We start from the raw sequence: 22,001 nt of genomic DNA on the forward strand, positions 1-22,001 counted from the left end.
AATGAGCTCCATCAATGGACATTTGTCGCATGGCGATTATGCGTCGGGAGCTAATGATGCCAATAGCGACTTGCGTACGTTGGATACTGATCTGGATGCTTTGAGTGTGGTGCGTAAGGAGCTTAAACAGTACATAGTAGGAGAAAATTACAGAAACATTATCAGGTTACTTGGTGAAGCGCGGAAGTTAGCCAAACGTGTCCGCCAAGCACAACATGCCACGGCACTTGATACCAGTTTTGCCGACCGTCTCTCGGATTTCGCGGCGGATGAAAGCACCGATACTCAGCAACAAGCCGCTGGCCTGTACGAAAAACAAGCCAAAGCCGCAGGCGATTTTGTCACGGGTATGCTCGAAGGCAAAGGCGGCGAAAACACCGGCAAAATGATGGGCAAATTTGCCGGTGAGTTGCTGGGGTCGGTGGGCGGGCCTAGGGGGCGGGCGATTGTTGGGGCGATCGGCGAGGCGATGGGCGGCAAAATGGGCGCGGCGTACGATGCCAGTGTCGGCAAAGCCGAGCAAGAAGCGCAGGGCTATTCCGAGTTGCGGCGCATGTTAGGCACGGCCAGTGTCGATTTTGATACCTTACGCGCCAGTACCCAGCATTTGACGGCGGGTTTTAACGTCTCCGCCAATGATGCGGTGCAGCTTGCCAAAAAGTTCGCTTCGGTGGCGGCGGTTACGCCGGATAATGACCGCGCCTCAGGTTTAGGGCAGTCTTTACGCGATGCCATCGGTTTTGCGCAAGGTTACGGTATTGACGCGCAAAGCACTAGCCAGTTTTTGGCGACCGAGCAGCTTTATAAAGTCTCACGCAACGAGCCGGATAATAAGCATTTGTTTGCCCAGCTCAGCGAGGTGGCGGCTTATAGCGGCACAAGCGCGAAAATGGGCGAACTGTTAACGGTGGTGTCTAAGTTTACCGAATCTTCCGCTAACCAAACGTTAATGGTACCGGATGTATCGACCTATTCTACGCTGTTATCGGCGATGATGGCATCGTCTACACCCGGTTTGAGTAAAAATCCGACCAATGCCGCGACGGTGTTGGATGCGGCGGATAAAGGTTTTAGGGAAGCCAGCAAGAAAAAGCCCGTCAAGTTTTTGACGGACACGTTCCGCCGCACCACGCCGGGCTTTGGTGATGATGACCTTAAGCGGGTGCAAGCGGGCGGTTTGTTTAATAGTTTTGCCAAAGTTTACGGCAAAGACAGCCAAGCGATGGAGTTGGCGGGTTATTATAACGATACCAAGGCGATTGCCCATAACCAAAAACTCGCCGCCAACTCGGAAGGTATTTTAAGCCAGTTAATGGATAGGTTTGTGCTGCTTGCCCAAGGGGGGGAGGCTAAGCCTTCGGGTAAAAGAAAGCGTAAGGGTAAGCATGATAAGCCCGCAACCACGCCACCCGGCCAAAACCGTCCGGTCGATACCGAAAAGCTGGTGCAACTGGTGCAAGATACTTTAAACATGTCGGTGCAACAGGCCACTAGCCTTGTGTTGGCGTATAACAAAGCCCCTGAGGGCATGGGGAAGCTCGAACCTTTTTTAGAAAAATATGGCTATGATGTCAATAAGCTGCAAGATTTATCGGTGTTACCCGCGTTGGCGATGTTGGCGCAGGGCGGCGATCAGGCCTTTGATGAGCAGTATCAGGCTTTGCTTAAGCACGATAAGGTTACGCCTGCTGATAAAGAGCGTTTGGATAAACTGGATCACTCGTCTAAGGACTTCAAAAGCGAGGTGATTAAGCTGGTGGTGAAGGATAGCTCGGATCCGGCTTTGAAAGCGCAAACAGATCAAATTAAGATAGAAACCCAGATGCTGGAATATGCCGCGCAGATGTTGCCGTTAACGTCGGGCATAAAACAAGTGTTGCTGGCGATTATGGAAAGTTTGCCGGATGAGCTTAAGGGCGATGCCGTCAATGCGATTATCGGGCGTGAGCGTTTAAGCGATGCCGCCGAAACGTTAAAAATGCCGATTGCGATTGAACGGTATACCGATGCCCAAAGCCGCGAATCTGGCGATAGTTTGGAAGCGATTGAAAAACCGTTGCGTGAGCATCCTAACGATCCTGAGGCTTTAAAGGAAGCGCGGGCAGCGTTTTTAAAAACTGAGCGGGAACTCCAGCTCCATCCCGATAAGTATGGCGAGGGTTTTGGCGAAGCGTTAGCACTGTGGGCGGAGCAGAAAGGGCTGTTAAAAAGCCCTGCGGTGACGGATGCCTTGGGTCATGTCAAGCAGTATGAGTATTCTACCGTGACAATGCCAGTCCCAATGCGGGGCGTGACGAAGGAGACGGTTGTCTCGGCGGAAGGCTTTGCGGCGGCGGATAAGTTAATCAAGCCGCTGTCTGAGGGCGTGTATAAAGATGAGCAGGGTATTGAGAGAGCTGTCAAGCTTGCACAAGCGGCGGTGGCAAGACAGCCACGTTTGTACCCTGAGAATACAGCTGCCATTATTGAACAAGTCCGGCAGGATAAGCTCAATCAGCTGCGGAAAGCTGAGGCTGAGGCTGACGCGAGCAAGGATAAGGATAAGGGCAGTGGCAAAAAAGATATTGTGGAGACACCGCCGCCCAGCCCGAAAACGCTGGAGCAACTGATCGGGCAAGAGGCGGCGGCAGGTATAGCCGGCAAATTTGAACCGCAATTGCGGTTGCCTGTGGTACAAGAGCTGCTAAATTCGCAAGGCTTTGCTGCCCTTGGTGAGGGCAAGAAAAAATACGCGGCACTGATAAGTTTGTTGGCGGCTAAGCATGATCATATCAACAATAAGGATATGGCGACGCTTGTCGCGACGATGGAGGCAGCCCAAGACCCCAGCGGGATGCCGTTGACGGCAGAGCTGGCGAAGCAGTTGGGTGTCAGTAATGCCAACTCGCCGGAAAGTATCCAAAAAATTATGGATTATATCTGGAAGCTGGTGGCGCAAAAAACCCAAAAGGGAATATTGTTTAGGGAGGCATTGGGCAAGAGCTTGGGCGAGGTGTTGAATCCGCAAGCTGCGCTGAGTGCTGAGGCGATAGCAGGGTTTATGCAGCCTGCTCCGGTTGAGCCTGTTAAGGCAGTCGATGTAAAAGCCACACCCACGCCTATACCAACGCCTACACCAACGCCCACGCCAACGCCCACGCCCACGCCCACGCCAACACCAACGCCCACGCCCGTACCTGCCGCACCACAGGAACGCGGCGGCTTTTCAGGCGATCCCTGTGTGCCATGCGCTACGGCCCCTGCCACCGCCGCAGCCGCCACAGCTACGGCGACCGCCGCAGCCGCTGCCACCGCATCTGCTTCAGCCGCTGCCGAATCCGCCAAATCTGCCGCCGCCGCCGCAATGACCGCCGCCGCATTGGCTTCAGCTACCGCCGCCCTCATCCCCAGTTCGGCACAATTCAGAGGAAAGGGCAGTGGCACAAATACGAATTTCCAGAAAGGCGAGCAGGGCAATCAGGGCAATCAGGGCAACACATCGGATAAGAAAGAAGCTATTAAAAACGTCGCGTTATTAGGGAAAATCAACAAACAAACTTGGCCGGATACTTCCCTCGCTGCCGACCTTCTGCCCAAAAGTAGTGGCAGCGATGCCAACGCCACAAAAATCCCCAATGAGGTTTTTATTAAGGGTGAGCAGCAAGCTCTGGCGCGTGCCGAGCAAGCCGTCCGTTTGACGTTCAGTAATTTGGGCGTGAATATTAACCTGAATAATTCTCATGGCATACCGATTGCCGACCCTATAGTGGTGACTTCGCTGATTACTTCTCCTATCCCTTCTTATGTGGGCTAACCATGCAAACCTACCACCCCAAAATTAGCGTCTGGCTAACCCACGGCAGGCCGCGCAAGTTACTCGCCGACACTGTCAGTGCGGATGGCCGCCGTTACCGCCAGACCCCGCATGGCTTTGACCTTACGCCGCTGTTAGGTACTGACAGTATGGTGGAGGTGAGAAAGTCGGTGCGGGATGCGACCGGGACGTTTATGTTAAGTTTTCCTGACCGTTCGGTGAGTCTGACGCAGGGCGGGGCGGCGGGGTTTGATTCTTTGGCGGCGTTTATCGAGCCGATGGACAGCATTGAGATCCGCCTGTCGCACAGCGGCACTCCCGATGCGGCGGGCCGTTATCCCTTGGTGTTGCGCGGTTTTGTCACCAGTGTCGTGCGTAGCGAAAGTATCGCTAATGGTGTTCCGCAGCGCATGGTGAGGGTGACGGGGCATGATTACGGTAAGGTGTTGCAACTGATCCGGCTGGTGTCGGAACCTAATGGGCAGTTGGATGGGACACTGAAAACGGTGCTGGCATATTTTACCCGCTATGCCAAAGGCACAGAGGCTAAGACTAAGACGGTCGGGCAGTTTGTGCAGGAGGTCGCCGATGTGGTCATTAATCCGTATTTGCAGACCATGGTCGGGCAGGCGGGGCAGGTGTTGAAACAGATGGCGGTGCAGGCGGATGTCGCGGCCAGTGTGTCGGTGTCGGCGAAGTCGCTGTCTGAGAATATCTCCTTGTTGGAGCTGTTGCGCGGGGTGTTGGATGTGCCTGCTTTTAACGAGTTGTATGTGGAGGACGGCGAGGCGGGGGCGACCTTGGTGGTGCGGCCTATTCCGCTGAAAGATACCGCCAGTGGCCGCTTTCTGCAAGGGGAGGCGGTGCAGTGGCGCGTTGACGATAAGGATATTGAGCAGCTCAGCACCGAGCGTTCGGATGCTGGGGTAGCCAATTATTTTGCGGTGTCTTCCCGCGCCCATGCCGATGTAAACCAAACCTTGACGGCTGAGGATGTGCAGACGGCGCAAGACCGTTTAGGCTATGTCAATAGCGCCAGTGCGGTGTTTGGGTTTCGGGCGATGCGCATGGAAACGGCGTTGTTGCCTAACCAGTATGTGCGTAATGATAACCCTAAAAAAGCCGTTATCGCGGGTAATACGCAAAAATTAACCGATTATTTGCGCAGCCAATCGGCGTTGTTGGCGGCGATGAACCGCGATAATGTGATTTTGGACAGCGGCTCGTTGCAATTGCGCGGTGATGAGCGGCTTAAGCCGGGCTGTTATCTGAAGCTATACCGGTGTGGGCGTTATATGGGCGAGGTGTACGCCCATACCATCAGCCACCGTTTCACCTTATACCAAAGCTTTGTCTCCAGTATTGTCTTTGACCGTGGCACTTTGTTTTATGAACGCGCCAAGGCGGAGCAGAGTTTGTATCCTTATGAGCAGGCGACGGGTGGGATTGTGTAGGGATGTTGATTTGTACAGGTTGAAATAATCTGCCCAGCCTACGCGGTTGTCAGGCGCACCCTGCAAGTGATCAGGAACTATTTTGATTTTTTTAGGTTATGATGTGATAGAGGCAGGCGCTTAAGGATAGGCAAAATAATGCCGTTACGCAGGCTCAGTTTTGCAGGTTTTCCGACCCGCCCAACCTCGAAACAGATCTATCCCCCAACCCGCATAGCGAGGAAACCGACCATGCAACGCCATCCCCTGATCGCCACCGTTTTTGTCATGGGCGTACTGGTCGCCTTACTGAGCTATCTGTTCCATCCCGATGTCGGGGTGTTAAAGCTGATGGTCAACGGCCAGCCTGTCGATAATGCCTTGCTCGGCTTTGCCGCCATTCCCAGCGCTTTAATTATCCTGTTATTTAGCGGTATACTGGCCGTGCTGCTGTTTTTGGGGGTCGGTTTTGTAGTCTTTTTAGCTGCCCTGTTCGTCGCCCTGGTCGGTATGTTTTTGGTCGCGCCGTTTTTCTGGCCGTTGTTGGTGGTGATATTTTTCTTGGTCGCGGTCATGTCGCCGCCCAACCAGCGTTAGCTGGCATTTTATAGAGGACCCGCTTATGAAAGCTTATGCTCCCCTTGTGCTGGTAGGGTGCGCCTTATTGCCCGCCTGTACCGACAATATCAGGCAAGCCCCTGCCGCCCAAATCGCCCAACAGACTGAACACAGCTCCAGCCCCGACCCACAAGGCCTGACTTGGTTCGCCCCGGTCTTGCACCTTAGCCAATACCGCACCCTGTTCTTCGGCTACGACACTGTAAATTACCGCTTAGCTTCCGCCGATACAAATTCCGGCTTTCGCCTGCTCATCGACATCAATTATGGCGGCGCTGTCCGCCATTACGATTTCGCGCAATTGGACGGGCAAAGCCGCCCCCTTAGCCACCAACGCCACATCGCCGAACGTTGCCAACTGTTTAACAGCCTGATTTCTTCGTGCATCTATCAGGACTTGCTCAGCCTAGACTTAGCCGCCGCCGATTTGGCGCAAGCCCGACAAACTGGCCTGCACCTGCAACTGGCTTCCGCCACCCTCCGCTATGAAGCCCTAGATTTGCCCGCCAATTACATCCAAGGCTTTTTGCAAGGGCAGGGCACTGCCAAACCCTAAATATACTTCAAACGGCCAAGTTTTCGGTTTTTTTGGTAGGGTACAGCGTACCCTACGGTGAATTGTAAAAGCCGAAAACTTGGCCGCTCACAGTATAGCTATCGGAATCGGCCTGATATTGATAGGCATACTCCACGCCTTTTATTGGTCTGACCAACAGAGTGCCAGTAGCTGATTATTTGTCAGGCCGACCTCAATGGATTTCGCCGGATTTCTCACTGCCGTTCAACATCAGTTTGACCTAATGGCAAGAATGGCAATTGGCCGAGCAACATCCGAGCATGTCTCCCCGCCCGTTTGTCTGGGTAAGCCCATTGCCTTAGCCGTTTTGCCAGTATATCTTTTAGGATATGAAGGGAGCGGAAGGATGTCGGTTTCGCGCCCGTATCCACTGAATTACTTTATTAATTAGTTCCTTAGCCTTTTTGGAGAGTTACCCATGACCGAAAACCCTAACAAACTGCATGACAAAGTAGCCAAACGTGCCGAAGATGTGGCCATGACAGTGGGTCTAGTATCCGCCGCTGCGGGTGTCGGCGCCAGTTTGGCGGCCCCGACGGGCCTTACGGCGTTGGGGGTGGCCTTAGGGATTACCAGCACCCCGTTAATTGTCACCGCCGCGCCGATTATCGCGCTTGCCGCGACGGTGACGGGCGCGGTTTCCGGGGGCGCTTATTTTTATGCCAAGTGGAAAAATCGGCATTAAGGCGCGTGCAGGGCTTGAAAAACTGGCTGCTAACGGCACGACGGTTTTAGCCAAAGGGACTTTGAAAATACGCATGGTAGTGCTGCTTTTAATAACGCCGGGGCTATCAGGCTGTTTAAGTGACTGGTGTGTAGGCGGGAATGGTTTTTGGGCAAAATTTGGCGGGTTTTGGCAGGTTGGACGGCGAAATTGTTCTATACTTATACCGTAGTTAATAATTCATGAATTATTTATGGGTTATCGGCTATTGTTGCCGCGCCTACTTTAAGGCGGGCTGACTACGGCATAAGTTAATGAATGGGCATAAAATAACGCAGGCAGATGCCCGGCTGATTGGAAGGGCAAGTGTCGTCACGCCTTTGTGGTCAAGATAGCAGAATAATCAGGGTATTGCCGATGTTATTTTATGCCCGTTCCTAACCTTTTTTGGGTGTTGTCTTTGAAATCTTTATCCGTATCTGGCGGTGTTTTTTTATTAAAGTCAGCCGCTTTGGCATTTAGCTATGCCTGCCTTGCCCAACTCATGCTGCATTTTTTCTCCCCTAACGGTGTGGTGTCGGTAATCTGGCCTTGCAGTGGCTTGGCGTTGGGGGCATTACTGATCGGTGGCAAGCACTATGGGCTGGGCGTTTTTGTCGGGGCGTGGCTGGGCAACAGTTTGGCAGGAAGCCCGCCCGGCTTGGCGGCGGCGATTGCTGGCGGCAACACCCTAGAAGCGTTAATGGGGTTTTACTTGCTAAACGGGCCGTTGCACGGCGATTTGGCGTTGCGGCGTTTGAGGGATTATTTGGTGTTGGTGGTTGCCGCTATGCTCAGTGCCGGGGTGTCGGCAATGCTGGGTTGCACGGCCTTGGTGCTGGCAGGGGTGTCGGCATGGTCAGGGTTTGTAGCCAATTTGCTGCACTGGTGGCAGGGCGATATGATGGGGATGGTGTTAATAACCCCTTGCCTTTTAGTCTGGCGGGAACCGCCTTACCGTTGGTTGCGGCGCGGGCGGCTACCCGAAATCGCCGCCTGTTTTGGTCTGGCTTGGTTGTTTGGCCAGAGCCTTTTTTTGGGGTGGTTTAATACGCTGACCGGCCCGGTGCTGAGCTTTTGGATGTTCCTGTTCTTCGTCTGGAGCGGTATGCGCTTTGGCCGGCATGGGGTGTTGCTGATCATGCTGATGTCGGTCACGCAAAGTTTATTGGGTTTGGTTTGGCAGGTCGGTTTGTTCGGCACAATGGCCGCTCAGGCGCAGCTGGTGAATTTTTGGTTTTATACCATTGCGCTGTCGGTGGTGGGGCTGACATTGGCATTGATCACCCGGCAAAACGCTGATGCCAAACGGACGCTGGAGTTAAGCGAGGAAAAACTGCGGGCAATGTTTGACTTGTCGCCGTTGGGGATGGCGAGAAATTCATTGGATGGCCGTTTCATTGAGGCCAATCAGGCGTTGCTTAAGATGGTCGGTTACTCACTGGACGAACTGAACACGCTGACCTATTGGCAGCTCACGCCCGAACAGTATGCGCCGCAAGAAATCGAGCAATTGGCGAAATTAAACGCGACCGGAAGCTATGGCCCTTACCAAAAGGAATATATCCGTCACGATGGTCATAGGATTGTTGTGCGTTTGAATGGGGTGCGCATTACCGGCACTGACGGTGAAAACTATATCTGGTCTACCATAGAAGACATTACCGAACAACAACAGGCAGCCGATACACTTAAGCAAGAGCAGCAGTTATTGCGCACGGTGCTGGATAATTTGCCCATCGGCATTTGGGTGGTGGACGCACACGGCACGGTGATACGCGGCAATGCCGCCGGACAACAAATTTGGGCGGGTGCCGAATATGTCGGCATTGCAAGCTATGGCGCCTATAAAGGCTGGTGGAGCGCTACGGGCGAGCGCGTTAAGGATGAAGAATGGGCGGCGGTACGGGCCATCAGGCACGGTGAGACGGTGCTGGAGGAAATGATCGATATCGAATGTGTTGACGGCACTTGCAAGACCATCCTGAATTCGGCTTTGCCGCTGAGGGATAAAGACCAGCACATTACCGGGGCGATTGTGGTCAACCAAGACATTAGCGAGCGCAGGCGTAACGAAGAAGCCATGCAATTGGCGAGCTTGGTTTACCAAAACAGCAGTGAGGCAATGATGGTCGCCGATGAACATAATATCATCATCGCCATTAATCCGGCCTTTACCCAACTGACAGGTTATACCGCCGAAGATATTATCGGCAAAAACCCGAATATCCGCAGTACCCCCCTTCAAGACCCGGCTTTTTACCAGGAGATGTGGGCGCAAATCAACACCACCGGACGTTGGCAAGGGGAAGTGTGGAACCGGCGCAAATCCGGCGAAGCCTGCGCCGAACGGTTAAGTGTTAACACCATTTTTAAACCGAACGGCTCGGTCTATCGGCGTGTCGCATTGTTTTATGACATTACTGAGAAGAAGGCCGCTGACGAACTGATTTGGCGGCAAGCCAATTTTGACCCGCTGACCGGGTTGCCTAACCGCCGGATGTTTTATGAGCGGCTGGAGCAGGAAATCAAGAAGGCGGATCACGCTAAGTCCGCTTTCGTGTTATTGTTTCTTGATCTCGACCGTTTTAAGGAAGTGAATGACAGCTTAGGGCATCACATCGGCGACCAGTTGCTTCAGGATGTGGCGCAACGCCTGAAACTGTGTGTTCTCCCGGTTGATACGGTGGCACGCTTGGGCGGCGACGAGTTTACCGTCATTATGGGGGGGCAGGGCGATAGTAGCCGTGCCGAGACGCTCGCCCAAGAGATTCTGGAGGCATTGGCAACGCCTTTTGTCTTAGGTGGCGATCTGGCTTACGTTACCGCCAGCATCGGCATCATAACCTATCCGGATGTGGCCGGCACCACCGATGCCTTACTAAAATGCGCTGACCAAGCCATGTACTACGCCAAAGCCCAAGGGCGCAACCGCTATAGTTTTTTTGACCCGATGATGCAGGCGGCGGCGCAGAGACGGCAGCATTTGGCCAATGACCTGCACTCTGCTTTGGCTGAGCAGCAACTTCGGGTCGTTTATCAGCCCATTGTCCAGTTGGCGACGGGGCGCGTCGTTAAAGCGGAAGCCTTGGTGCGTTGGCAGCATCCGCAGTTAGGGCTGGTCAGCCCCAGCGAATTTATCCCTATCGCCGAGGAAACCGGGCTGATTATCACCATTGGCGAATGGGTGTTTTTGCAAGCCGTCCGGCAAGTCAAACACTGGCGCGAAAACTATTGCCGGGATTTCCAGATCAGCGTCAATAAATCGCCGATACAATTTCAAGACAAAAACCTGCATTACCCAGCGTGGCCGGAACAGCTCAAAAAGTTGGGTTTGCCCGGCCAAAGCATTGTCGTGGAGATCACCGAAGGTTTACTGTTAGAGACCGACCGCTTTATTGACGATAAGTTTATGGCCTTTCGGGATGCCGGCCTGCAAGTGGCCTTGGACGATTTTGGCACAGGCTATTCATCGTTAGCGTATCTGAAAAAATTTGATATTGATTATTTAAAGATCGACCAGTCGTTTGTCCGTAACTTAACGGCGCAGTCTGACGATAAAGTCTTATGCGAGGCGATTATTGTCATGGCGCATAAGCTGGGCATTAAAGTCATCGCCGAAGGGGTGGAGACCGAAGGGCAATGCGGCTTGTTGGCGGCGATGGGCTGCGATTACGGGCAGGGCTATTGGTTTTCTAAGCCGGTTGCACCGGAGGTGTTTGAGGGTTTGTTTGGGCGGGCGTTTTTGGGGGATAGGTGAGTGACATTATAAATCCGCACCTTACAGAGTGATTTTGAGAAGAAAAGGCAGGTAACTTCGCTGGGGATGGTGTTTAAGCTTATGTAAGGGTTGAAGATGACCAGCCATCTTTGCTGCGCCAAGTGATAATGGCATAGCCGGGTGAAGAATGTTCGACAACGTTGGCTAGCGCATAAAGCCGCCCTTTATCTTCGGTAGCAGTGGGTGCTTTGGGGCCGTGGGCAAAACCACAGGCTACGGATTTTGTCGGGTCGAGCCATTGCGCTAAGGCTGTGCTGCTGGCGACCAAAAATCTTGCCTGTGAGTCACCGCTAAGGCTAAAGGTACGTTGATGCACCCATCCACCCGCACCTATCCCCTTGTCTAGGATAGGTGTAAACACCCAATCTGGCTGAAATTGGCTGATGATTGTTGATACGGGTTCGGCCTGGAGGTCTTGGCAGATGAGTACGACGCACCGCCCTAGGCTACCTGCATCAACGATGACTATCTCATTGTCTTCGGCATTGTATTCGTTCATCAGCTTGAGGGCACCAATATCCGAAAGCCCTAACTTATCGGCTTGAGTTTTGGTAAGCCCAGCAGTCCATATTTTCCGTTGCCGCCACAATTCATGGCCTATTCCGTTGAAGATACGGGTTTCATTCCAAGGCAAGCCATCTTCATCGGTTGATTCTGTCGCCCCCGAACCGGCAATAATGATTCGGGGACGCGGCCCCTTATGTGATTGTAGCTTATCAGCCAAATCATTGGCCTGAGCTTCTGACATAACCATTTCTGGTGCCATTACAATATCAACACGACCCGCTTGCACTAAAGCGGCAAGTAATCGCTCTGCGGAATTAAGCCTGGCGTCAATCCGAAAATCAACGAACTTTTTCTCCGATCTTTGGATTTCGGTAGCCTGTAAATGGTCTTTATCTTCGGCAATGGGGATAAAGGCCACCTTTTCATGGCCGACGGTTGTTGAGCCGGAAGCCACACCGTGTGCGTTACTGGAATCAATAATTTTATGCCGTATGCTGATAACACGGCCATTATGGTTGTGCTTAAGCCTGACCACCGCCAATGCCGCAAAGCGGTCTGCCAAGTTTTCGGCGTTGGCGGCATTTTCTTCGCGCGGGATACGCAAGAGTGGCCCGCGCGGAATAAGCAGACAATCGCCATCGTTAGCGTAGTGGCCGAACATGGAATATTGGCCTTGTAATTCTTTCAACCAGGCGGGAAGGTAGGGTCTGGACTTTGGCGCAAGTCTGCCTTTAGGACGGATGCGGTAAAACATCTCATCTAGTGTGCGCATTATTGCCAGAATATTGCTGCGCACAATGGTCGGTGTTGCTGTATTGCCGTCAAGCAATTGGCTGATAAGATTCAGTGTATCCTGAGCGCTGTCTTGCTCCAGTGCCGCTGTTATGTCCGCAATGGCGACGGTATCAGGTGTAACCGCCATAGAGCGTTGAGTCGATGTACACGCGGCAATTTGCTTCCAGAGGCTTATGAACCGTAATGCCAGCGCTTGCTCTGGGTAGAGTGGGCTTATGGGCATCATGGTTTGCGGCTTTCATGGGGGCGCTGGCTCCCTAAGAGCATTGCGATTTCCTCTAGGTCGGATACTTTTTCCAAAGGCACTTGACTTCTTTTGAAAATGTCAATTATATAATCTAGTTCGTTGGATATAATGTTGCGGTCTTTTACACTGATCGTCTGTCTGCGGCGCAGAAGATTGCGTAAAACCACTATTATGGCTTCGGCAATAAGCAACAACACCGATGTTGAACGGTCACTGTCTATTTTTAAGATGGTGTCGGAAAGTTCATAGGCAGTCGTCAGGAAATCTCGGGCGGATTGCGCTTGCCGCCCTAGGTAGATAGCCAAATGTTGAATAGGTATACCCTTAACCGCCAGAGCCACTTCGCAAAAATCAAGCGCGAGTTCTGGCTGTTCTTGATCGGCCGTCGCTTTCAGCACTACTTGTGCCAGCGGCACAAATTTCTGCATGGATAAAACGCCTCTGCCCCACTGGGCTGCCAGGATAGCATGGTGGGCGGCCTCGGCTATAGTGACAAAGGGCTGCGGCGCTACGGCAAGTCGGCTGTGGAGTTCAAAGCTCAGGTAGTTCTGAGTGTATGCCGTATCCGATCCCATATTAGGCAATTGGCTTAACCCTTCCCTATACTCTCTAATAGAGCGTTCGACATCCTGTTTTATGTTATAAACATCACCTGTCAATAGGGATATATCCGCGTTTGCGGCAATGATTTGCTCCAATTGCGGCGATGCGGTCAGCTTATTTCTCAAGTCTTGGATAAGCCCCCGAATCTCGCCAACTGTCTGCATTGCCGCTTCCGTGTCCTTATTGTCAACAAACAGCCAGGCAACATTGCGCCGATAGAACAATCTCGTTAACCAATTGTCGATAGTCATCGATTGGCTCAGCAAGCCATCCAGTTCTTCGTATAAGATAATTCTTTCTTCTGTTCCCGCAAAAAAATCCAGATTATGCCCAATGGCAGACACCAGTAACATCCGCCATTGGCTAGGGTTGTGGTTGACCAAAACCCTCAGTAATTCTAAGGTGCTATTTTGGAGTTCCTCCATGCCATCAAAGTTGCTGCCAAAATCACCCAGTGACCTTAGTACCGCGTTAACTAATGTTACAACATAATCATCCTCTATTTCCCCTCCGTCTATTTCGGCATCAAAAGCATTGTCAATCAGCCTTTGTAATTCGGCGACTGTCCGGCTTGGGTCAGCTGACTGGAGCTTATCGATATAGTCTACGGTGGCATGGCGAGGCTGTAATCGGCGGCGCACCAATTCTATCCATGCCAAATCAAGTGTTGGTATGGTGAGTGGTTTACCTATAAGTTCGGAAGCTATTCCCAAATAGTTTAGTGTTAAAGGGTCAATCTTAGGGTTGGTGGCGGTAAAAGGCGCTAAGGTTTCATAGAATGGCACGTTATCGGTTGCTGGTACCGCCAGATCCCGAAAATCGTTGCTAATCGCTTCAGCCTGAAAGCCGCCCACCCGTTTTAGCTCCCAGTTTGCTCTGGAGCGGGCATCGCTTTCTTCCGAGGTATTTTGCCGGGCGACCCGCATCGGCAACAGGCGCAAGGCAATGGCATTGTCACTTTGGGCGCGGATGGCGGCAGCAATTTTGGCAGTGCCATCGATGTTTTGGCGGTTCAAGACAAAACACAACGCGACCGCATCGGGAATTTGCATGGTGCAAACACCTGCGGCATCCGCCAAGCCTGTACGGCTATCCACTAGAATAATGTCGTAGTGGTTTTTTGCCCATTGCCTTAGGCTCTCGATAACATGGCCGCCCGCTTCTTTCTCAAAAAAGGCCGACCAAGAAAAATGAGCCAGGGCTTCCTCGTAGGTTTTTGGTTCGGGCGTTTGGATGAGCCGACTACCAGCACCTATAAAGTCTAGGACAACCCCTTGGGGTTCTAGTAAGGGAGTCACACAGCTTGCAAAGGGGTCGCCTGCCCGAAATGTCGCCAGCAATGCGCTAAGTTCCGTTTCCGCCGCCTTGATGCCATTACGCCATTGCCACAGGATGTCCAGAATACCTGGCGCGTCTTTTAATTTTTTGACATCAGGTACTTCCAGTAAGCCTCGGAAGTAATAGGCAAGTCCCGGCGCTTCCAAATCCCAATCCATGACCAGTACCCGTAAATTATTTTGGGCCGCTAAAAAGGCAACATTAGCCAAGGCCATAGTACGGCCTACCCCCCCCTTGAATGAATAAAAGGTGACGATTTGGCCAAGTTTGTTGTCAATTGTCATGATTTATCTCCCCTTGGGAGCGAATGACGGGGCATGATGATAACGGGGGTCCAGTTGAGTTAAAAGTATTATTACCTTTTTTGAGGTGTTGACATTTTCCTCAGGGCTTTGTTTCGCAAACACCTCACTCAGCACAGTCCGCGCTGTTGGTGTAAGAAAGTTGCATAAATTAGTGCCTTCACGGCGAAAATCGCTTATTCCCAATTCTCTTAAATCCTTAAGTTTTCGACTGACAGTCTCACCTCGTTCACCTATTTCACTTGCCAATTCAGTACCTGTGCAATCCTGTTTAAAAAGCACGCGCAGATAAGATTGATAGCGGCGATCCTTCAGGGCTGATAAGAAACTATCGTCCACCCGCCGTTCAGCGGCTTGGGAGGCCAACAATTGAGCAAAGCTGACTTGACCTAGCATGTAAGCGGCATTTTCTGGTGCGTCTGAGGATGCGGCACCGCGAACCGCATTAACAGTTTCGCTAGGCGCCACGCTTAACAGGGTATTGAATAAGTCCGCCAATTGCTTGGCAAGCACTTCCAGTGGTTCGCGTGTCGATACCGCTATGGTTTCCTCAAGGCGGTCGGCAACTGCCAGCATCATGGTGGGTGGTAGGTCAGACACCTTATTTAGCCCCTGTTGTATGCGTTCAAGCAAAGCCCAATGGTTATTTGACATAGTATCCTCTCTTTTCTTTTTAATTATAATTTAGTACCCAGCCTGACTATCAATATAGTCTCGAATCTTCAAATAATCAATTAAATATCATTGATATTTTATTGATTTTTTATTGGCGAGGCAGATAGTATCAGGTTGCTAGGTTATTCCGTACCCGTTTTATCCTAGCGTTGCTGGTGTTGTGTAGCGTCCGGCGTTAAGCAATCGACAGGCTAAACGTTGCCACAAACGGTTAGGGCATCGTGCAATGGCTAAAGAGCATTGCACTCCATTCGGTGCGGCCTTTCGGCGGAATGCAAAGGTCTTTAGCCTTTGTCGAGGACTTTAACCTCGCGCCTAATCCAACCTGTCAGGTTGGTTTGTCTCTGTGTTGCTTAATGAGTGACGGCATCTATATAGCATCCGGCGTTAAACAAGCGGGGCGTGGAGCGATGGTACGCACGGCTTAGGCCGTTGTGCAAAGGCTAAAGACCTTTGCACTCCACGCTTTGTTGCCCAATGAATGACGGTATCTTACCCGCCTTATTCCTGCCCCCAAAGTCGTGACATTACCATGTCACCCATGAAAACATCTATCCCTACCCCTACAGACCAACAACTGCTGGCCGAGCTGCCCGATTTTATCGCGGTGGGCGGTTTGCTTAAGGCGACGCCCAGCGAGGCGGACGGTTGCCGTTTTTTATACTTCCAAGCGTCTAACGAAGATTTGGACCACCAGAACGAGGTGGTGCTGCAACAGGCCTTGGGCGAGTCGGCGGCGTATTTTTTGCGCCACGGCAATATTGACCTGAGCCATTACACTATTTTAGGGCCTAAGTCGGGCTTGGCGAATTTCATGGATTATGAAATCGGCAAGCCCGTGGCGGTGAAGATGGACGGGGCTGGCACGTTTGTGAAGGCGCAGTTGTATCAGGGCGATTCGCCGATGGCGCAGAACGCGAACCGGGTGTGGGCTTCATTGACCCGGCAAACGCCGCCGTGCCGTTGGTATCCGTCGGTGGGCGGGGCGGTGTTGTCGAAGTCGGTGCAGACCGATCCGGCGACGGGGGCGAAGGTGGCGGTGATTGACCGGGTGCGCTGGAATAATGTCGCGCTGGACCGTTGCCCGGTCAATAAAACCATCCCGGAAGTGTCAGCGGCACCGGTCGGGGTATTTGCCAAGAGTTTGAATGGCTTTGTTCTGCAAACGGCGGCGGTGCTGCCGGATGGCTTGCCTTATAACGCGTACCGTGAGCAGGTGGCCCGGGCGTTGTTGGCGGGGACGTTGGCGGCGCAGGATGTCGCGGCGTTTGCCGAGCGGCAGTGGGGCTTAAGCGCCGAACTGGCCGGACAGTTTAGCCGCCGATTTTTAACAGATTTACGCAACCGTAGGAACTTAACATGAGTGATTTTCAAGAGTTATTGGACGAGCTGGATGGCTTGCAGTTAGCGAAGGCGTTGGCGGCGAAGCGGAAGGCTAAGCCGGGGCAAGCGGATTCGGATACGGATGCCCAGGAAGGGGAGGAACGGGAGGAAAGGGAAGATGAGGGAGATGCACCGGATGCAGCGGCCTGTGCGCCGTTGCAAAAAGCGGAAGGTTTTGACGGCGACGGACTGTTAAAGTCGTTCGGTGAGCTGATGGACACGCGTTTGCAGGCCCGCGATGCGGATTTGGTGAAGGCGGTCGGCGGCTTGATGCATTTGCTGAAGGCGCAAAACGAGAGTATTGCCGAACTGCACACGCAGATGCAGGCGTTCGGTAGCCGTGGGGCGGGCCGAAAATCAGTGGCGCAAGCGGCGGCGGCAGATGTCTCGCCGCAACCGTTTTTAGCGAAAGCGTTGGCGGCGATGGAGGTGGGTAAGATTTCCGGCCATGAATATGCGGTGGCTGATGTCGCAGTGCGTCAGGGTTTACAGGTCGATCCGGCCATTATTGTCAAAGTGTTAAGTGTCTAAGGAGAAAGGTATGAGTATTTTAAATGCCCAGTCGGCGGCGTCGGCGATGTTTGGCGGCAATTATTTGGAAGCGGCGGATGCGTTGAAAAAGGCTTTGGAGGCGAATGCGGGCGGCACGGATTTTTCCCAGTTCTCCGGCGGTGCGGCGTTGGGCATGGAGTCCTTGGACGGCATTATGAAGGCGACGTTGCAAGATAATCAGCATTTTGTCGCTTTTAATAAGCTGCGCTCCAGTAACGCCACCAATATTATCGACCAGTATGTGACGCAAACGGCGGTGGGCGGTTTTCCGGGCGGCAGTTCCATTAGCCAGTTGGCGACGGTCAGAAATGCCACGGGCGAGTATAAGCGCGAAGTCGGCCAGGTTAAGCTGATGGCGCAGTTGCGCCAAGTCGGGCATGTGTTGGAGGCGGTGGGCAATATCGTCGATCCGATTGCCGCTGAAGAGCGCAACGGCGCGTTGGGGATTTTGACCGATACCGAGTATCAGATTTTGCACGGTAACGCCGATGCCTGTCCGGTGCATTTCGACGGCATTATGGCCTTGATTGATAAGCAGATTGCGGCGGGCAAGATGAGCGAAGAGCATGTCATCGATTTGCAGGGCAAGGCGTTGGATTCGGTGGACAGTTTTGCTAAGTTGCAGGCGACCATTAAGCGTTATGGTTCGTGGGGCAGTTTGACCGATGCCTTGGTGAGTGTCGGTGTCCAAGCGGATTTGAATATGGGCTTGGATCCGGCGTTCCGGTGGTTGCCGGACGGCAATAATATGCCGATGCTCGGCGGCCATGTCGATGCCATCCGTTTGTCGGGCGGTAAGTTGGCAGTGACCGAGGATACGTTTTTAATTGATAACGAGTTTCCGATGGGGATACCGTTTGAGGTCAATTATCCGACCATTGCGGCGGCAAACGCGGGGATTAATCCCGCCAGTTTAAGTGTCAGCGCGTCGGCTTCGTCGGCGGATTCGCAGTTCGATGCGGCGCGGGCAGGCAATTATTATTACGCGGTGGCGGCGATTGACGGCGAAGGTAAGGGCTATTCGCAGGTGGTCAAGTCGGCGCAAGTGGCGGCGGCGGCGGGCAAAAAAGTGGTGTTGACCATTAGCGAGTCGGCGGTGGCGGGTGCGGAAACGGGTTACGCGCTGTACCGTAGCCGTTTGGGCGGCACGAATAACACCGACGATTTGCGTTTGATGGCGGTGATTGCCAAGACGGGCGCGACCACGGTGTATACCGATTTAAACCGGGATATTCCGGGTACGGTGACGGTGCCTTGTCTGAATATGAACCCTGGCGCGGATGCGATTGGTTGGCGGCAGTTTTACCCGATGTCGAAAATCCCGTTGCCGTTTGGGATGGGTGGGGCGATGGTGCATAGTTGGTTCCAGTTTATGTACGGGTATTTGCGGATGACCAAGCCTAAGCATCATGGTTATATTAAGAATATTGTGCCTAGCAATGCGAAGTGGAAGCCGTTTGGCTAATCGGCTGCCATTGTCGGGCAAGGGCTTTTTGTTGCCCGACCGACCTATCTGTTGAACGCCCAATTATCGGCTTATGACCCGCTAGCCTTAAGCAGGGCTGGCCGTTAATTCATGCTGGTCTGTCGGGCAGAACCGCTTGCCCGACCTACACGATTTGCACGACGCGACAACCTACGAGCGACTCCCATGCCACAATACCAATCCTACCCCAGCAAACCCAGCCCCGATGCCGGGGATATTTTTCTGATCCTCGATCCCGCCGACCTTACCGACAGCAGCGAAGGCACGACTAAACGCACGACGGTGGGGGCGGTGGCGGGGCATGGCCATAGCGGTTTTTCCGCGACCTTAGGCCAATACCTCGACACTGCCAGCTTGCAAGCGTCGGTGGATGCGTTGATGGCGCTGACTTATACGCCGCCCACTATTGCCTTAACCGCCAGCCCCGCGCCTAGTCTCCGCGAGAAAGGCGACCCGGTCGGGGCGGTGGCGTTGGCGGCAGTGACGCTCAGGCGTTCTGACGCAATCAGTGCGGTGGCATTTTACCGTGATGGGGTGTTGCTGGGTGCGGTCGCCGCGCCGCAAGCCCAAGGCGGTACGGAAACGATGACTGATAATGGCGGCTTTAGCGATACCGTAACCTATACCTCGGTAGTCAGCGACGGCACGACCACGGTTAGCAGTAACGCGGTCAGTTACCGTTTTGTTTATCCCTATTATTTTGGTGTGGGGGCGGCGGGTTTGACGGCGGTGCAGGTGGCGGGTTTGACCAAGGCCATTATTGCCCAAGCCCCCAGCAAGGCCGTCACCACCAGCCCTAGCGGCGAGGTGTTCTATTTCGCTTATCCGGCGGCTTATGGGGCGTTAAGCTCGATCACCGATACCAACGGCTTTGAGACGTTGGCCGATTACACACAACGCAGCGCAACGATTACGGGACTGGACGGCACGGCGCAAGCCTATTTTATTTATGAGTTTAACCAGCCCACCAGCCAAACCCTTTTCACCAACACTTATAAGCTTTAGTTTATGGCCATCCCTTTAGCAAGCAGTTTTCAACGCGGCTCGGCATTGCCGCTGGACCTATATAGCCTACGCGCCGATCTGGCCGCCCGGGATGCGATTCCGCTGGCGGCACGGTTTGAGTTTATGGTATGTACGGTGGCAGCGGACGGGAAAACCTACCGACTGGAAGGCGGCACGGCCAATAGCCACTGGGTCGAAGCTGCTGCGTCGGCGGCTTGGGGCAGTATCGGCGGCACTTTGGCGGCGCAGACGGATGTGCAGGCGGCGCTCAATGCCAAAGAGCCGCTGATTGCGGCGGGTACGGCTTCTGGCTATGTGCAAAAGTTCGGCCCTGATGTTTGGACAGAATACCCGTTTAACCAATGGGATGGGGCGAAGTATGCCGTCGTCGGCGGCTGGGCTTTGGTGGTGTCGGGCAGTTGGGCGGCGGGTTGGCGGCCTACGCGCGTTAAAGTGACCCTGAATATCACCGATCTGCCGACGTTTACCAATTTAAACTTTGATATCCGTTCAGGCGTAGGCGGCGGCGATACGATTCAAGGCCAATGGATAACGCCGGATTTTAGTGCCAATTTGCCGTATTTGGTGCTGGGCGTAAACGTTTTGGAACTGGATTTAACTGCGCTATATTTTGATATAGTGGAATTGTCGCTCAATCCGAATTTTAATTCGCCGACCTATGATGTTACAGATGTGGAATTTTTTATCTCCGCCAACCAATATTTAGGCGGTGATAAAGCCTTTCATGATCTCAATACCGGGGTGGTGCCGGAGGCGGGCAATTTATATTTTACCGTCCAGCGGGCACTGAATTCGGTGCTGACGGGGTTTTACTCCAGCCCCGGCACGGTGGCCGACACCGACACCCTATTGCAAGCCGTGCAGAAGTTGGACGGCAATATTAACGCGATGGCACGGGTCGTAATTACTTACACCAGTTCCGTAACCCTGTATTCCAGCAACTTACCATCCGGCAGTATCGTCCGCTTTAACGGCACGGCGGCGATGACCGCAACCATCGTCAATTCTACGCCCGCCGGGTGGTATTGTTACGTCTACCAAGCCAACACCGGGCAAGTGACCTTCACCGTCTCCGGCGGGGCGTTGCACAATGTGGCCGGCTTTACCAAAACCGCCGGGCGTTATGCCCAGGTTATGCTGTTTTGCGACAGTAATGCCGGGTTCGCACCGCAGATTATTTTGAGCGGCAGTGGGGCGTAGGATGAAAAAGTCTGTTTCAGTCGCCTTGCCATTGCTAGAAGCTGGTGGGGTGATGAGAAGGCCGCCGCCTTATCACAAGTGCAAGACAGGGTTGAGAGATGGTAGTTTTGCAAGCAATCCGACAGGAAAGCGGTAAAAAAGGCTTAGGTGTCTGACAACCGTCAAAAATGGTTGCCAGACGGTTAAGCAAGGTCTTCCTTTACCCTAGGGTGTTAACTTAATGCGCTTCTATCACAGCCAGCGAATCATAAAACGTACCCGTCCAACGGAAGACCGTCATATTGCCGCGAATGGTGAAATTTTTTGCCGTGGTAAAACGGCAGCTTGCAAAGCCACCAAAATCGCCGCCGCTACCTAAAGCCACTTCTGCCGATGTACCCACCGCCAAGGTAGGGGTAGCGGTGGAAACCACAGTACCGCTGCTGTTGATCAGGTCTATGGTAACCGTTTGTGGAACCAATGAGACATTGACCGCATTGCAGGCATGATAGCTTTGGCCGCTGTCAGACCATGCAGGTGAGGTCGTCAGCGGGGCGGCCATAACATTAGAAGCCATGCCCATTGCCGATACCGCAATGGTTGCTAGTAAAAACCGGATGTTTGTCGTACGCATTTTCATCTCTCCTCGGACATCTGTAATGTGTCCATTATTATTTGCATAGGTTGTTTGTGTATAAACAACTGATTTTTGTCATGCAATGTAAGCAAAGCCATAGCTATTGATGCAACCTCGCTTACGGCTGCATTAGATGCTTTTTTGAATCAGGGAGATAGGACATATTGGCGCTGCACTTGGGTAATGTTAACTTGCTAATTTCTAACAGTTAATATTTTGATTTTGATAATTTTTATTAGATAAGGGTTATTTAATGAGGCTCTATATGGGTTTCGGGGTCTTTTTAACTAAAACAGCCAGTAACGAAGACAGCAAGCTTTTCCCGCGTTTTCTGACATTATGGACAAACTCAAAAAAGCTCAGGTA

The 22,001-nt window shown here is 52.8% G+C and carries 15 protein-coding genes; 11 read left to right on the forward strand and 4 right to left on the reverse strand.

The annotated features are described in order from the left end of the window. Nucleotide 1: 1 nt before the first annotated feature. The 6 genes from AADEFJLK_RS24940 (at nt 2) to AADEFJLK_RS00375 (ending at nt 10,884) form a co-directional block, all read left to right on the forward strand. A complete protein-coding gene (locus tag AADEFJLK_RS24940; RefSeq protein WP_211299117.1) occupies nt 2-3,793 on the forward strand; it encodes a hypothetical protein in 3,792 nt (1,263 codons plus the stop codon). Nucleotides 3,794-3,795: 2 nt separating this feature from the next. Beyond that, nucleotides 3,796-5,247 carry a hypothetical protein gene (locus AADEFJLK_RS00355; RefSeq protein ID WP_103972912.1) on the forward strand — a complete coding sequence of 484 codons (1,452 nt, stop codon included), beginning with the start codon at nt 3,796-3,798 and terminating at the stop codon, nt 5,245-5,247. A gap of 231 nt (nt 5,248-5,478) precedes the next feature. Continuing rightward, nucleotides 5,479-5,823 carry a hypothetical protein gene (locus tag AADEFJLK_RS00360; RefSeq protein ID WP_088620551.1) on the forward strand — a complete coding sequence of 115 codons (345 nt, stop codon included), beginning with the start codon at nt 5,479-5,481 and terminating at the stop codon, nt 5,821-5,823. A 25-nt stretch (nt 5,824-5,848) separates the two neighbouring features. Continuing rightward, nucleotides 5,849-6,400 (forward strand): hypothetical protein, encoded by a 552-nt coding sequence (locus AADEFJLK_RS00365; RefSeq protein WP_103972913.1) that lies wholly within the window; start codon nt 5,849-5,851, stop codon nt 6,398-6,400. A gap of 439 nt (nt 6,401-6,839) precedes the next feature. Next, nucleotides 6,840-7,106 (forward strand): hypothetical protein, encoded by a 267-nt coding sequence (locus AADEFJLK_RS00370; RefSeq protein WP_211299118.1) that lies wholly within the window; start codon nt 6,840-6,842, stop codon nt 7,104-7,106. A 490-nt stretch (nt 7,107-7,596) separates the two neighbouring features. Next, nucleotides 7,597-10,884: a bifunctional diguanylate cyclase/phosphodiesterase gene (locus AADEFJLK_RS00375; protein ID WP_211299119.1), complete on the forward strand. Its 3,288-nt coding sequence runs from the start codon at nt 7,597-7,599 to the stop codon at nt 10,882-10,884. Nucleotides 10,885-10,963: 79 nt separating this feature from the next. Here AADEFJLK_RS00375 and AADEFJLK_RS00380 read toward each other — a convergent pair whose 3' ends face one another. Genes AADEFJLK_RS00380 through AADEFJLK_RS00390 form a run of 3 tightly spaced genes read right to left on the reverse strand, consistent with a single transcriptional unit; the run spans nt 10,964 to nt 15,351 of the window. Continuing rightward, the gene (locus tag AADEFJLK_RS00380) at nt 10,964-12,433 is read right to left on the reverse strand and encodes a hypothetical protein (protein ID WP_146054474.1); all 1,470 of its coding nucleotides are present in this window, start codon (nt 12,431-12,433) and stop codon (nt 10,964-10,966) included. Beyond that, complete coding sequence (locus AADEFJLK_RS00385) at nt 12,430-14,679, reverse strand: KGGVGR-motif variant AAA ATPase (RefSeq protein ID WP_103972916.1); 2,250 nt, start codon at nt 14,677-14,679, stop codon at nt 12,430-12,432. Before AADEFJLK_RS00385 ends, AADEFJLK_RS00380 begins: the two co-directional genes overlap by 4 nt. A 3-nt stretch (nt 14,680-14,682) precedes the next feature. Beyond that, on the reverse strand, nt 14,683-15,351 hold the full coding sequence (locus AADEFJLK_RS00390; RefSeq protein WP_103972917.1) for a helix-turn-helix domain-containing protein: 669 nt from the start codon (nt 15,349-15,351) through the stop codon (nt 14,683-14,685). A 562-nt stretch (nt 15,352-15,913) separates the two neighbouring features. Between AADEFJLK_RS00390 and AADEFJLK_RS00395 the strand changes: the two genes are divergently transcribed. The 5 genes from AADEFJLK_RS00395 to AADEFJLK_RS00415 all read left to right on the forward strand — a co-directional run bounded on the left by AADEFJLK_RS00395 (nt 15,914) and on the right by AADEFJLK_RS00415 (nt 21,019). Further along, nucleotides 15,914-16,735, forward strand: coding sequence for a hypothetical protein (locus tag AADEFJLK_RS00395; protein ID WP_103972918.1), 822 nt, complete (start codon nt 15,914-15,916; stop codon nt 16,733-16,735). After that, on the forward strand, nt 16,732-17,286 hold the full coding sequence (locus AADEFJLK_RS00400) for a hypothetical protein (RefSeq protein ID WP_103972919.1): 555 nt from the start codon (nt 16,732-16,734) through the stop codon (nt 17,284-17,286). The genes AADEFJLK_RS00395 and AADEFJLK_RS00400 overlap by 4 nt, the downstream gene beginning before the upstream one ends. 10 nt (nt 17,287-17,296) lie before the next feature. After that, nucleotides 17,297-18,772, forward strand: a complete 1,476-nt coding sequence (locus tag AADEFJLK_RS00405; RefSeq protein ID WP_103972920.1) for a hypothetical protein — start codon at nt 17,297-17,299, stop codon at nt 18,770-18,772. A gap of 186 nt (nt 18,773-18,958) precedes the next feature. Continuing rightward, entirely contained in the window at nt 18,959-19,798 is an 840-nt protein-coding gene (locus AADEFJLK_RS00410; protein ID WP_103972921.1) for a hypothetical protein, read from the forward strand. A 3-nt stretch (nt 19,799-19,801) separates the two neighbouring features. Further along, the gene (locus AADEFJLK_RS00415) at nt 19,802-21,019 is read left to right on the forward strand and encodes a hypothetical protein (protein WP_103972922.1); all 1,218 of its coding nucleotides are present in this window, start codon (nt 19,802-19,804) and stop codon (nt 21,017-21,019) included. Nucleotides 21,020-21,236: 217 nt separating this feature from the next. On the opposite strand, the gene AADEFJLK_RS00420 is transcribed toward AADEFJLK_RS00415, so the two are convergent. Continuing rightward, on the reverse strand, nt 21,237-21,632 hold the full coding sequence (locus tag AADEFJLK_RS00420; RefSeq protein ID WP_088620397.1) for a hypothetical protein: 396 nt from the start codon (nt 21,630-21,632) through the stop codon (nt 21,237-21,239). Nucleotides 21,633-22,001 lie beyond the last annotated feature (369 nt).

The organism is Methylovulum psychrotolerans (assembly GCF_002923755.1).
Lineage (GTDB): Bacteria > Pseudomonadota > Gammaproteobacteria > Methylococcales > Methylomonadaceae > Methylovulum > Methylovulum psychrotolerans.

What these genes read in the sequence shown, in the direction of transcription:
- AADEFJLK_RS24940 (WP_211299117.1), top strand. Translation starts at nt 2, where the DNA reads ATGAGCTCCATCAATGGACATTTGTCGCATGGCGATTATGCGTCGGGA.
- AADEFJLK_RS00355 (WP_103972912.1), top strand. Translation starts at nt 3,796, where the DNA reads ATGCAAACCTACCACCCCAAAATTAGCGTCTGGCTAACCCACGGCAGG.
- AADEFJLK_RS00360 (WP_088620551.1), top strand. Translation starts at nt 5,479, where the DNA reads ATGCAACGCCATCCCCTGATCGCCACCGTTTTTGTCATGGGCGTACTG.
- AADEFJLK_RS00365 (WP_103972913.1), top strand. Translation starts at nt 5,849, where the DNA reads ATGAAAGCTTATGCTCCCCTTGTGCTGGTAGGGTGCGCCTTATTGCCC.
- AADEFJLK_RS00370 (WP_211299118.1), top strand. Translation starts at nt 6,840, where the DNA reads ATGACCGAAAACCCTAACAAACTGCATGACAAAGTAGCCAAACGTGCC.
- AADEFJLK_RS00380 (WP_146054474.1), bottom strand. Translation starts at nt 12,433, where the DNA reads ATGATGCCCATAAGCCCACTCTACCCAGAGCAAGCGCTGGCATTACGG.
- AADEFJLK_RS00385 (WP_103972916.1), bottom strand. Translation starts at nt 14,679, where the DNA reads ATGACAATTGACAACAAACTTGGCCAAATCGTCACCTTTTATTCATTC.
- AADEFJLK_RS00390 (WP_103972917.1), bottom strand. Translation starts at nt 15,351, where the DNA reads ATGTCAAATAACCATTGGGCTTTGCTTGAACGCATACAACAGGGGCTA.
- AADEFJLK_RS00395 (WP_103972918.1), top strand. Translation starts at nt 15,914, where the DNA reads ATGAAAACATCTATCCCTACCCCTACAGACCAACAACTGCTGGCCGAG.
- AADEFJLK_RS00400 (WP_103972919.1), top strand. Translation starts at nt 16,732, where the DNA reads ATGAGTGATTTTCAAGAGTTATTGGACGAGCTGGATGGCTTGCAGTTA.
- AADEFJLK_RS00405 (WP_103972920.1), top strand. Translation starts at nt 17,297, where the DNA reads ATGAGTATTTTAAATGCCCAGTCGGCGGCGTCGGCGATGTTTGGCGGC.
- AADEFJLK_RS00410 (WP_103972921.1), top strand. Translation starts at nt 18,959, where the DNA reads ATGCCACAATACCAATCCTACCCCAGCAAACCCAGCCCCGATGCCGGG.
- AADEFJLK_RS00415 (WP_103972922.1), top strand. Translation starts at nt 19,802, where the DNA reads ATGGCCATCCCTTTAGCAAGCAGTTTTCAACGCGGCTCGGCATTGCCG.
- AADEFJLK_RS00420 (WP_088620397.1), bottom strand. Translation starts at nt 21,632, where the DNA reads ATGCGTACGACAAACATCCGGTTTTTACTAGCAACCATTGCGGTATCG.